At 25.2% G+C, this 12,570-nt stretch carries 14 protein-coding genes and 3 tRNA genes; 14 read left to right on the forward strand and 3 right to left on the reverse strand.

The features are described 5' to 3' along the window. Positions 1 to 888, reverse strand: coding sequence for an ABC transporter ATP-binding protein (locus D500_RS01270; protein WP_008362427.1), 888 nt, complete (start codon positions 886 to 888; stop codon positions 1 to 3). 237 nt (positions 889 to 1,125) lie between these two features. Here D500_RS01270 and D500_RS01275 point away from each other — a divergent pair, with 237 nt between their 5' ends. From D500_RS01275 to D500_RS01330, 12 genes are all read left to right on the forward strand, one after another. Further along, positions 1,126 to 1,515: a TIGR04554 family membrane protein gene (locus D500_RS01275; protein WP_008362425.1), complete on the forward strand. Its 390-nt coding sequence runs from the start codon at positions 1,126 to 1,128 to the stop codon at positions 1,513 to 1,515. Between the two features lie 251 nt (positions 1,516 to 1,766). Then, a complete protein-coding gene (gene ptcA / locus D500_RS01280) occupies positions 1,767 to 2,861 on the forward strand; it encodes a putrescine carbamoyltransferase (RefSeq protein ID WP_008362424.1) in 1,095 nt (364 codons plus the stop codon). Between the two features lie 12 nt (positions 2,862 to 2,873). Beyond that, positions 2,874 to 4,295 carry an APC family permease gene (locus D500_RS01285; protein WP_008362422.1) on the forward strand — a complete coding sequence of 474 codons (1,422 nt, stop codon included), beginning with the start codon at positions 2,874 to 2,876 and terminating at the stop codon, positions 4,293 to 4,295. A 4-nt stretch (positions 4,296 to 4,299) separates the two neighbouring features. After that, on the forward strand, positions 4,300 to 5,394 hold the full coding sequence (aguA, locus tag D500_RS01290; RefSeq protein ID WP_008362420.1) for an agmatine deiminase: 1,095 nt from the start codon (positions 4,300 to 4,302) through the stop codon (positions 5,392 to 5,394). A gap of 91 nt (positions 5,395 to 5,485) precedes the next feature. Beyond that, complete coding sequence (gene arcC, locus D500_RS01295) at positions 5,486 to 6,418, forward strand: carbamate kinase (protein ID WP_239759462.1); 933 nt, start codon at positions 5,486 to 5,488, stop codon at positions 6,416 to 6,418. Positions 6,419 to 6,537: 119 nt separating this feature from the next. Beyond that, a tRNA-His gene (locus tag D500_RS01300) sits at positions 6,538 to 6,613 on the forward strand. A gap of 100 nt (positions 6,614 to 6,713) precedes the next feature. After that, a complete protein-coding gene (locus D500_RS01305; protein ID WP_008364168.1) occupies positions 6,714 to 7,784 on the forward strand; it encodes a hypothetical protein in 1,071 nt (356 codons plus the stop codon). After that, complete coding sequence (locus D500_RS01310) at positions 7,771 to 8,139, forward strand: hypothetical protein (protein ID WP_008364166.1); 369 nt, start codon at positions 7,771 to 7,773, stop codon at positions 8,137 to 8,139. Before D500_RS01305 ends, D500_RS01310 begins: the two co-directional genes overlap by 14 nt. A 20-nt stretch (positions 8,140 to 8,159) precedes the next feature. Next, on the forward strand, positions 8,160 to 8,381 hold the full coding sequence (locus D500_RS01315; protein WP_008364163.1) for an acyl carrier protein: 222 nt from the start codon (positions 8,160 to 8,162) through the stop codon (positions 8,379 to 8,381). Further along, positions 8,382 to 8,843: a Fur family transcriptional regulator gene (locus D500_RS01320; RefSeq protein ID WP_008364161.1), complete on the forward strand. Its 462-nt coding sequence runs from the start codon at positions 8,382 to 8,384 to the stop codon at positions 8,841 to 8,843. It abuts the gene before it with no gap. Positions 8,844 to 8,921: 78 nt separating this feature from the next. Continuing rightward, positions 8,922 to 8,997 (forward strand) — tRNA-Trp (locus D500_RS01325). 37 nt (positions 8,998 to 9,034) lie between these two features. Beyond that, a tRNA-Trp gene (locus tag D500_RS01330) sits at positions 9,035 to 9,109 on the forward strand. A 35-nt stretch (positions 9,110 to 9,144) separates the two neighbouring features. On the opposite strand, the gene D500_RS01335 is transcribed toward D500_RS01330, so the two are convergent. Together D500_RS01335 and D500_RS01340 are read right to left on the reverse strand one after the other, a co-directional pair. Then, complete coding sequence (locus tag D500_RS01335; RefSeq protein ID WP_008364160.1) at positions 9,145 to 9,996, reverse strand: DegV family protein; 852 nt, start codon at positions 9,994 to 9,996, stop codon at positions 9,145 to 9,147. A gap of 12 nt (positions 9,997 to 10,008) precedes the next feature. After that, on the reverse strand, positions 10,009 to 10,848 hold the full coding sequence (locus tag D500_RS01340; protein WP_008364158.1) for a DegV family protein: 840 nt from the start codon (positions 10,846 to 10,848) through the stop codon (positions 10,009 to 10,011). Positions 10,849 to 10,921: 73 nt separating this feature from the next. On the opposite strand from D500_RS01340, the gene ytpR reads away from it, so the two are divergent. Together ytpR and D500_RS01350 are read left to right on the forward strand one after the other, a co-directional pair. Next, complete coding sequence (gene ytpR, locus D500_RS01345; protein WP_008364155.1) at positions 10,922 to 11,530, forward strand: YtpR family tRNA-binding protein; 609 nt, start codon at positions 10,922 to 10,924, stop codon at positions 11,528 to 11,530. Beyond that, a complete protein-coding gene (locus D500_RS01350) occupies positions 11,508 to 12,569 on the forward strand; it encodes a nicotinate phosphoribosyltransferase (protein WP_008364152.1) in 1,062 nt (353 codons plus the stop codon). Before ytpR ends, D500_RS01350 begins: the two co-directional genes overlap by 23 nt. The last annotated feature ends 1 nt before the right edge of the window (position 12,570 follow it).

Raw genomic sequence — 12,570 nt, forward strand, 5'->3', positions numbered from 1 at the left:
CTAATTTGATTCTCCTTCTTTTTTATAAAATTTTAAAAAGTAATTTTCTAATGAAAAAGGAATTTCTTCAAATAGACTAATTTCATATGATTTTAATTCATTAAAAAAATAATTAACTTTACTAATTGGAACTTTATAAGTTGCAATGAAATTATTATTATTTACTAAAAATTCATTTCTATAAATATTATGGTCTTTAAAAGTAATTTTATACTCTCTATCACTAGTAGTTTTGATTTGATCTAAATCTAGTTTATTAATAATTCTTCCATTTTTAATAATTGCTACTTTATTACATAGTTTTTCGATTTCTTCAAAAATATGAGAACTTAGAAAAACAGTAGTGTTATTTTGTTTTAATCTTAAAATTAATTGGATAAATTTATTTTTCATTAAAGGATCTAATCCTGTTGTTGGTTCATCTAAAATTAGAACTTTAGGTTGATGCATTAAACATAAAACTAAACCTAGTTTTTGTTTCATACCTTTAGACATTTTTTTAATTTTAATATTTGGATTAAACTCTCAATATTTAATTAATTTTTCAACATAATCTCAATTAGTTTGTTCTCTTAATTTATAAATAAATTTAATATAACTTAAACCATTTTCGTTTTCTGGATAATTAATTTCACCAGGTAAATAACCAACTGAGGGTTGAATTTTATGTGAGTGTTTTCAACAGTCTTTATTTAAAATTGTTGCTTTTCCTTTATTTTGTTTAATATATCCCATTAAATGTCTAATAGTTGTAGATTTTCCAGCTCCGTTTGGTCCTAAATAACCATAAATTTCACCTTTATTAACTTCTAAGTTAATATCAAAAATCCCATAACCATTATTATATTTTTTAGTTAGATTTTTAATTTCTATAATTTTTTCTGACATAACTTTCCTAACTATAACTTGTTTATAAAAATAAATTCGTTCATATAAAAACAAAAATTAATTAGCAATTTAAGTTTTAAAAAGAACTTAAGTTTTTGTAGTGTGAGGTAATTTTAACATTAAATAATCAATAAAAAAAGACTAAATTTTTTGTTTAATATTTCAACATTTTTTGTTGGATTTTAAATTATGAATAATTAGAAATTATAAAATTTTTACAGGAGGCTAAAAAATATAATGTTTCACATTTTATCAGAAAAATCAGAAGAATTAGGAAAAGACATAGTGCCTGTTAGTGTAATTGGATTAGTAATTACTTTAGCTGCTATTATTTTTGTTTCATGATTAGTATTTAAAAACAAAGACAAACTTATTGCAAATAAAAATAACTTAGTTATTGTTGTTATTGGTTATGTAGTTTTACTTATTGCTTTAATTTTAGCTTCAGTTGCTCTAGCTAAATATAATTCTTATGGTTTAGCAAATGCGTTAGAAGATCTAGATGCCGCATTAAGTGGGAAATCTAACACACCAGCTAAACTTAAAGGTCTTGCATATTCAGGTCTAGTATTTTCATTAATTGGAGCTGGATTATCAGGATTTATATTCACAAAAGCAAAAAAATAAAACTTAGATTAGACTATTAAATGATCTTAATCAAATGATTAAGATCTTTTTTTATTTTTTTATTTAAATTAAAAAAATATCATTAAAAGCTATCTATATAAGATTTAAGAAGAAGTTTATTATATAAACTTCTTTTTATTTTTGATAAATTTTTGCCATTAAATAACTTGTATATAGGTGCTAAAACCTTTTGTAATTTAAAAAAAAAAAAACAATCAATGCTAAAATAAAGTTAAGAAAGGAGTTATTCTATGAATAAAGTTCGTCATTTTATTGATACTCAAGATTTGAGTACAAAAGAAATTTTTGAAATATTTAGGTTAATGAAAATGTTAAAAGAAGCACGTTATAGTGGTGCTGTTCCTGAATTGTTAAAAAACAAAACTTTAGCAATGATTTTTGAAGAACCATCAACAAGAACGCGTGTTTCATTTGAAGCTGCAATGACTTTATTAGGTGGTCATGCACAATACTTAAAACCAGGTGAATTACATTTAGGTGTACGTGAAAGTTTATACGATACAACTAAAGTTTTATCTCACATGTGTGATGGAATTATGTGTAGAGCTTTAAAACACGAAACTGTTTTAAATTTAGCAAAATATGCTGATGTTCCAGTTTTAAATGGACTAACAGATTATAACCATCCAACTCAAGTAATTTGTGATGTGTTTACAATGTTAGAACATTTATCAAAAACTAAAAACAAAGAATATGAAGATATTAAGTTTGATGATATTAAAGTTGTATTTATTGGAGATAGAACTAATGTATGTTCATCAACAATGCATATAACTACTAAACTAGGTATGAATTTTGTTCATATTTCACCAAAAAAATATCAAAGTCCACAAGAATGAGTTGATATTGCCAACGAAAATATTAAACAAGCAAATAGTGGGTCTGTATTAGTAACTGAAGATTTAGAGCACGTTAAAAATGCAGATATTATTTATACTGATTTATGATGATGAGTTGATCAAGAAGATGAAGCTGAAGAAAGAGTGCAAGCTTTCAAACCAACTTATCAAGTAACACCAGAATTAATGCAAAAAGCAGGAAAACAAGCATTATTTATGCACTGTTTACCTGCTTCAAGAAATGTAGAAGTTTATGATGAAGTAATTGATTCAGAACAATCAATTGCTTTTGAGCAAGCTGAAAATCGATTAACAGCTCAAATGGGTCTGTTAGTTTACTATCTATACCCACAAATTGATAAATCATCTAATGCTGTTAAAGATTATTATAGAGGTAAAGTTGAAGCTTTCATGGAACATCAAGACAGATCATGAAAGCAACGTTATTCATATAATAATGATTATGCTGAAAAAAACAATAAGTAATTTATATTAATTATGTCTAAAGCAAAAAAAGGTCTAAGATTATTTGATATTATTGCCTTTACATTTAGTGCAGTTTTTGTCTTAGATTCATTTGCATCAGCAGCAGCAATTGGTTGACAATCAATAATTTATTGAATTTTATTAGCCATTTTATACTTTTTACCTTATGGGTTAATCACAGCTGAATTAGGAGCAGCATATAGTGATAGTGGTGGAATTTATACGTGAGTAAAAAATGCTTGTGGTAATAAATGAGCGGCTAGAACAAATTGATTTTATTGATTAAATGTTGGGTTATGAATGTCTTCAGTTTACATTGCATTTTCTTCAACTTTATCAAAAATATTTTTCTCTCACGCTCCTTTATCTTTATGAACTCAAATAGGTATTGCTATTCTTATTACTTGATTAACAGTATTTGTTGGATTATTAAATTTCAAATATACTAAGTGATTACCTAATTTTTCATCAATTTCAAAACTAATTGTAACAATTGGTTTAATTGCTGCAGCTATTACTTGATTAGCTACTGGAAATAGTGTTAGTACAAGTATAACTGATAAAGAATATGGAATTTTACCTTCATTTAGTAAAGGAATTGTTTTTCTACCAGTAATTATTTATAACCTTTCTGGTTTTGAATTAGGTTCAAATACTGCAAGTGAAATGAAAAATCCAAAACGTGACATTCCATTATCAACTATATTAGCTGGAGTTACTATTGTAATTTCTTATATCATTGGAACTATTGCAGTTAATGTTATATTAGATGTTAAAACTTTAGACGTTTCTAATGGTATTATTCAAACTATAGAAAAAGTCTTTCCTAATTGGCTAACTAAAATTTTAGGTGTTTTCTTATTATTTACTTTTTTTGGAAATATGATTACTTGAAGTACTGGAGCAAATAAAGCTATTCAAGAAGCAGCAAGTGATAAAGAGTTTCCAAAAGTATTTGCAATAGTTTTAAAAAATGATTCTCCATTATGAGCGACTATTATTACTGGAAGTGTATGTACAGTTTTACTAATTATTGCCGGGTTATTATCACCAAGTGGAGAAATTTCTGAAATCTTTTGACAGTTGTATGCCTTTTCATCAATTATTTTCTTATTACCTTATTTACTAATATTTCCAAGTTTTATTATTATTAGATACAAATATCCAGATTTAAAACGTCCATTTAAAATACCTGGACCTAAATGATTTGCTTGAATTGTTGTAATTACTCCAATGGTCATTTTATGTTTAAGTATCATATTATTCTTATTTGGTGAAATAATTGTAGGACAAAAAACTTGAGCATTAAATTCAGGTGGTGGATATGTATTATTTGCCTTAATTGGAACTATTATTTGTATTGGTATTGGAGAACTTTTAATATGATGATCATCACGTCAAAATAAAAAACAAAAATTAGCTAAAGGAGAATAAAGTTATGAGTAAAAAACTAAATTCAACTCCTAAACAAGATGGTTTTAGAATGCCAGCTGAATGAGAAGTTCATGATCAATGCTGAATGATTTGACCAGAACGTACAGATAATTGAAGACTAGGAGCAAAACCAGCTCAACGTGTGTTTGCAAATGTAGCTAATACTATTTCTAAGTATGAAAAAGTTAGTATGGTAGTTTCTCATCAACAATTTGAACACGCTAGAAATCTTTTAAATGAAAATGTTAGATTAGTTGAAATGTCAAATGATGATTCTTGAATGAGAGATGTAGGACCAACTATTGTTAAAAATAGTAATGGAGAAATTCGTGGAGTTGATTGAGTCTTTAATGCTTGAGGAGGATTTAAAGGTGGATTATACTTTCCTTGAGATAAAGATGATGCTATAGCTAGAAAAGTTTGTGAAATTTCTAATATTGATTATTATAGAACTGATTTTGTTTTAGAAGGTGGAAGTATTCATACTGATGGAGATGGAACTTTATATACAACTGAAGAATGTTTATTAAATGAAAATAGAAATCCAGATCTAACAAAACAACAAATTGAAGAAAATCTAAAACAATATTGTGGTGTTGAAAAAGTAATTTGATTACCATTAGGAGTTTATAATGATGAAACTAATGGTCATGTTGATAATCTATTAAATGTTGTAAGTCCAGGTCATGTTGTTTTAACTTGAACAGATGATACAACTGATCCACAATATGAACGTTCTAAATTAGCGTATGATATTTTAACAAATACTTTAGATGCTAAAGGAAGAAAAATTAGAGTAACTAAACTATATCAACCAGGTCCATTATTTATTAAAGCTGAAGAAGCTGATGGAATTGATGTTTGTGATACTATGTCAAGAGAACCTGAACAAAGATTACCAGCAAGCTATGCAAATTATTATATTGCAAATAATGCAATCATTTTGCCAATTTTTGGTGATAAAAATGATGAATCAGCTATTAGAACACTTCAATCAGTTTATCCAGATTATACAATTGAACCAGTAATGGCTCGTGAAATATTACTAGGTGGTGGTAATATTCACTGTATAACTCAACAACAACCAACAAATAAATAATTTAATTTTATAAATATTTAACTACCACTCATTAATCTTATATTTTAATGAGTGGTTTGTTTTTAGTTAAAAATAGAAAGGAATTTATAATATGTCAAAAATTGTAATAGCAATTGGTGGGAATGCTTTAGGAAATTCACCAACTGAACAGTTAGAAATTGTTAAAAAAACAGCTAAATCTTTAGTAGATTTTATTCAACAAGGAAATGATATTGTAATTGTTCATGGAAATGGTCCTCAAGTTGGAATGATTAATAATGCTTTTGATATTGCAAATAAAAATGAATCAAAATCTCCAATTGTAGATTTTCCTGAATGTGGATCAATGAGTCAAGGATATATTGGGTATCACTTACAACAAGCTATTGATAATGAATTAAAACAAAGAAATATTAATAAACATACAGCAACTATTGTTACTCAAACTTTAGTTGATAAAAATGATCCAGCGTTTTTAAAACCAACTAAACCAATTGGTTCATTTATGAGTGAAACTGAAGCTAAAAAACTAGCTTTAGAAAATAACTGAAGTATTTCTGAAGATGCTGGAAGAGGATGAAGAAGAGTAATTGCTTCACCAAAACCAATTGATATTGTTGAAAAAGAAGCTATTTTACAACTAGTTAATAATTCATTTATTGTGATTGCTGGAGGTGGTGGTGGAATTCCAGTTTATCTAGAAGATGATAAATTAGTAGGAATTGCTGCAGTTATTGATAAAGATTTTGCAGCTGCTAAAATTGCTGAAATTATTGATGCTCAAAGCTTGATTATTCTAACAGCAGTTGATAAAGTGATGATTAATTATAAAAAAGAAAATCAACAAGCTTTAGATCAATTAACTTTAGCTCAAGCTCAAGAATATATTGAACAACACCAATTTGCATCAGGATCAATGCTTCCAAAAATTCAAGCTGTAATGTCATTTGTTCAAAAAACAAATGGTAAACCAGCATACATCGGATCTTTAGAACAAGCTGAAAAAGTTTTACAAAATTTAAGTGGAACTAAATTTGTTTTATAAAAATAACAATTAATAGATAATAAATAAAAGTAGTTAAAAATTAACTACTTTTTTAGATTAAAAAAAGTTCAATTATATTGACTTTATATAATAAATTTTAGATAATAAAATAGTTAATGGCGTAGGTGGTGAAGTGGTTAACACATCAGGTTGTGGCTCTGACATTCGCGGGTTCGATCCCCGTTCTACGCCCCATAAAGAAAATAACAAACAACACTTAGGTGTTGTTTTTTTGTTTTTATTAAAAAAGGTTATTTTTCTAATTTTTTTTCTAATACTTATATGAGGTGTAATTATGAGTATTGAATATAAAGAAATAGAAGTTAGAAATAGTAGATTAACTCAAAAACCTAACTATTTAGTTGATGCAATTTTTTCAAAACAAAAATATCAAGAAGATAAAAAAGAATTTTATAAACTTTATTTAATAGTTTCTAAAAATTCACGTTATTATGATGAAACTAAGTTATCAAATAATTTGTATAATCTTTTTTATTCAATTAGTTATAAAAATAACAACAAGCTAGTTAAACTAACTAGTAATGAAAAAAATCTAATTAATTATCAAATCTCAACTAATAAAGAAAAACAATTTATCATAATAAACATACCAGTAAATATTTTTAATAATAATAAATTAGAATTATTTTTTGATGCTAAGTTTAAAGCTAATAATTTAAATGAAGAATTTAGTAATACTATTTTGTTAAACACTAAAGCTAAACATAATAAAAACAAATATTTAAACAATCTAATCACTTATTATAAAAACTTTGATAAATACAAAAACAAATCAGAATTAACTAGTCTTTTAACTTATGAATTAAACTACAAACAACTAGATTTTATGATTAATCAAAAATATCAAAAAATTATGGATTTTGATTCTAATTTTAATGTGAATTTACATAAAGACTTTAATACTAATTGAGAAATTAACAATTTAATTAATAATCTTTTAAACTCTAATGTTAATAATTTTATTCAAATAAATAAACTACAAATTAATGATTATATAAAACCTAATAAATACTATAAAGATCTACCTAAAGGCTTAGTTAAAGATGATGGAATTTATTTTAACAACACTTCAATAATAAAAGATCAAATAGTTATAAATAATTCAAATACCAAAGGTTTTATTTTTAATGGGTTAGTTGAAAATACTTTTTATTATGATTTAAAGATTTTTGATGATTTATTAAAATTTGAAAACAAAATTAATAGCATTAAATTTGTTGATTGTAATGATTGTGATTTTATAAATCAGTTTGTAAGCAAATATTTATTATCAAAAGAGTTTTTTTATAGTCTAGAAATTAATCCTAATTTAGAAAGTGAGTTAGTTAAATATGAAGTTAAGTAAAAATATTAAGATTTCAATTATGTTTATTTTAATAGTTTCTTGTATATTATCAACAATTGCTTCTATTTACTTTTCTAATGTTTTTTCACTTGATAAAAATAACTTATTAAAACAATCAGTTAATATAAATAAACCAATAATTGATAGTTCAAAATATTTAAATAAATTACTAACTAATGATAATAAATTAAATATTAATCAGTTTAAAACTATCTTTTTAAAAGAGTTAAAAAAACAAAACAAAAATCTTTTTGCACTTGATGATTTACTAACATTTTCATATGATAATACTAGAGTAAGTGTTGGATATCAAAACTATAAATGGTCTTATAAAATTGTATATAATAATAAATAGAAGAAAGCTTAGGTGAAATAATGACTATTTATAATCAAATTATTAAAGAGTTAAAAAGTAGAGGTGCTAAGGGCAATATTACAAAAGACAGTGAGTTCAAATCTCTAGGTTTAGATTCTTTAGATTTAATGGATATGGTCGTTACATTAGAAGAAAAGTTAAATATTAGAATTAGTGATGAACAATTACTAAGCTTACGTACTATTGAAGATTTATTAAAAGTAATAGAGGAATTACAATAAATGATTCATTTATCTAAAACTCAACAAAATAAATACAAACAAATAGTTGAAAAATTACAATTAAAAAAAATCAGATTAACTGATATTAGAAGCATTATTATTAAAATGTTACTTGTTTCTGATCATTTAACTATTCAAGAAATTATTAATAATTTAGAATCTGAAATTAATAATATTAATGTAATGAGTGTTTATAATACAATAGATTTACTATTAAAAGAACATATAGTTTTTGCAAATACTTTTAATGGTAAAGATATTTCATATGAAATAGCAGCAGATAAATCAGTACATTTAAAGTGTGATGAATGTTTAAAAGTAATTCATTTAGATGATAAAAGCATTGAAAATTATCATTTTTTAGAATTACTAGATTTATGTGAAAAAAACAATATCAAACTAACTCATTTTAAAATTGAAGGCCATGGTTATTGTTTAGAATGTTCTAATAAAGAAAAATAACTTTAGTTAATTAATGATATGTGTTTAACCTTGAAAAACTTATGATTTATATTTATAATATTAAAGATAAGTTTTATTAGGGGCATAGTTCAGTAGGTAGAACATCGGTCTTCAAAACCGAGTGTCACGAGTTCGAGTCTTGTTGCCCCTGCCATTTTGAAATCAAATCACACTTAGTGTGATTTTTTTATAGGAGAGTAGTTCAATGGTAGAACGTCGGTCTCCAAAACCGAGCGTTGAGGGTTCGATTCCTTTCTCTCCTGCCATAGAAATTAAAAAAAACTGGATTTTTCCAGTTTTTTTATTCTTCTATTGCAACAAAACCAATAGTTTCTATACCAGCATGAATAGTATAAATATTTGGTACTTTTCCGTGGACAAAATTTACTTTTTCATCAGTAAGAATTTGTTTTACAATATCAACAGTTTTACTTGATGTTAATGGGGTTGATAAAAAGTATAGCTTATACTTATTTTTTTTAAACTTATCAGAAAGATTTTTAATTAGTTTTTCAATAAGACTATTATAAGTTCTACCAATAGCTTCTTTTTTAGGTTCTTTTGCTCAAATGATTAACAACTTAGTTTTTAAAAGATTTAAAACAGTAGCAATAACTCCTTTAGCTCTACCACCATTTGATAGTTTTTTTAGATCTCCTGGGATAATAGCTATTAAAACTTTTTCTTTATAGTTGTCAATAAATTCAATAACTTGTTCTACTGTTTGAACTTTATTTTCTTCAATAGCTTTTGCTAGTGCTAAAGCAGTATAACCAATACCTTGAGCAGCAAGGTCATTATTTTGATATACTGTTACTTTATCTTTGTATTTTTCATCTTGGCTAACTAAAGTAGCGGTTTGTAGCATTGATGATAAATTATTAGTAATTGGAATATGAATAATATGTTCATATTTTTCTAATAATTCATCGTATTTTTTTTCTAGTTCACCAGGGCTTGCTTGACTAGTTTTTATATTAGCCCCATCTGAAACTCTTTCTAAAATTTTTTCTTGATCTACAATACTATTGATATCTAAATATTCATCATTATTTGGAAAAACAATATGTAATGGAATTACATCAATAATTGTATCTTTAAATTCAATAGGATCATAAATAGCAGCACTATCAACTAATATACCAAATCTCATTATATTCTCCTTTTATTTTTTTCAACCCACTAATGCAACAGTATCAGTTCCAGTATGTGATGCTATTACATTTGTTAATTCTGATTTTAGTCTTATTTCTAATTGTTCTTCTTTAATAATAGTTTCAATCAATTCTAAAGTTTGTTCATCAGTTCTAGAATATGAAATATCTATTATTTTTAAATCTTTGATTTGTTCTTTTAATAAGCTTAAAGCTTCTTTTAAAGCCTTTTTAAATGTTCTAGCTGTTGATTGTTTATCAATACTTCCATCGTATTTTAGAATTGGAGTTATTTTTAAAATCTTAGCTAAAGCTGCAGCAGCTGGAGAAATTCTTCCACCTTGTTTTAAAGTATCTAAGTTTTTTGGAATAATAAAAGTTACAAAATCATCAACTAAGCGTGAAACTAAATCACAAATTTCAGCTGCAGTTTTATTTTCTTTTATTCACATAAACACTTTTTTAACAACTTCTTGCATAATAACACTAACTGCATTAGTATCACATACAAAAACCTTATTTTCATATTTTTCTTCAGTTTGTTGTAGCATTTTAAAAGTATTGTATTGCCCACTTAATCCTTTTGAGATTGGTAAAAAAATTACTTGATCATATTTAGTTAATAGATCATCTCACATATTTAACATATCTCCAGGAGTAGTTTGACTTGTTTTTAAAACTTGACTATTTAATAGGTCATAAAACTTGTCTTTTGATAAATGTTCATCATCATAATATGTTTGATTATCTTGAGTTACGATCATTAAAGGAATCACATATAAATCTTTATAATCACTAACTCTTCCATCAAAAGATGAATCAGTAAGAACCGCTATTTTTATATTAACCACTCATTTCTATTTCTTTAATTAAATTATATAAATTGATATAATATAATACAATGGTATAAGGAGGATATTGACTGTGAATAGCATAAAATTTGGAATTTTTTATAGTAAACAGTTCAATAGTTTATTGGTAAGTTTTTATAACAAAAAAGTTACATCCACTCAACAAATAAATAATATAACAATATTGAAAAATAATGATCAAATAATTGGGGCAAATATCTTTGATGTTGATCCAAATTTAGAACTAAATTCAGGATTTTGTTCTGAAGATACAAAAGTAGTAGATTATGTTATTAATACATTAAAAGATATTTATGAAGTTAAACAAGAATTACAATTTGTAATTGGAAGAATTATTGAATGTGAACCAATTGAAGGAACACATTTAAATATTTGTCAAGTTGATATTAAAAGTGAAGTTTTACAAATTATTTGTGGAGCAAGTAATGCTAGAAAAAAAGTGATTTGTGTTGTTGCTACTTTAAATAGTTGATTACCTAATGGACAACAAATTGTTCAAAGTAAAATCAGAGGTGTTGATTCATTTGGAATGTTATGTAGTTATAAAGAATTAAATATAGAAAATGATCAACAAGGAATTATTGAATTAGGTAGTGAATATAATAATAAAATTGGTGAAAGTTTTTGAAAGGAATATTATGCAAAACAAGACCAAGTTTAAGTTTGACTCTAGAATAAAAAATGGTTATTTTGTAGCTGACTATTTTAAAAAAACTGTAGAAATTTTAAAAAACTTTAAACCTGATCAAAAAATAACTATGCAGTTTTTCCAAAGAAATGATAATGTAGTTTTATGTGGAATTAGTGAAGTTATAGATCTTTTAAAATTTGCTTGTCCTAATTTTAATGATTTAGAAATATTTGCTTTGAATGATGGAGATATTATTAGTAATAAAGAACCTGTTTTAAAAATTACTGGTAAATATCACGATTTTGGTTGATTAGAAGGAATGATTGATGGAATTTTATCAAGAAATACTTCTATAGCAACTAATTCAAAGCAAATAATTAATGCAGCTAACAATAAACCTGTTTTAAATATGTTAGATAGAGCTGATAATTATTTAACATTAGCTAGTGATGGTTATGCTTCTTATGTTGGTGGGTTTAAATTATTTGTAACTCAAGCTAGTTTAGAATATATCAATGATAACAGTATACCAACTCCTTCAGGTACAATGCCTCATGCTTTAATTCAATCTTTTAATGGAGATACTTTAAAAGCTGCTCAAGCATTTCATCAAACTTTTCCAAATAATAACTTAGTTGTTCTAATTGATTATGATAATGATTGTGTTAATATGGCAACTAAAATTGGAAGTCATTTTAAAGACAAACTATATGCAGTTAGATTAGATACTTCTGAAAATTTAACTGATAAGTTTTTTATTAATAATAAAGATTATGTTGGTCAAACTAATTTAAATGGTGTTAGTGAAGCTTTAGTTAGAGAAGTTAGAAAAGCTTTAGATAATGTTGGATGTAATCATACTAAAATTATTGTTTCATCAGGATTTAGTGCAAACAAAATAAAAGAATTTGAAAAAAATAATGTTCCAGTAGATATTTATGGAGTTGGTTCTGCTCTTGCTAAAATCAATATTCACTTTACAGGAGATGCAGTTTTACTTAATAATCAAAAACAAGCAAAATTTGGTAGAGAAAATATTGAAAATCTTAGATTAAAAAAAGTTGAATAGG

The organism is Mycoplasma feriruminatoris (assembly GCF_000327395.2).
Lineage (GTDB): Bacteria > Bacillota_I > Bacilli_A > Mycoplasmatales > Mycoplasmataceae > Mycoplasma > Mycoplasma feriruminatoris.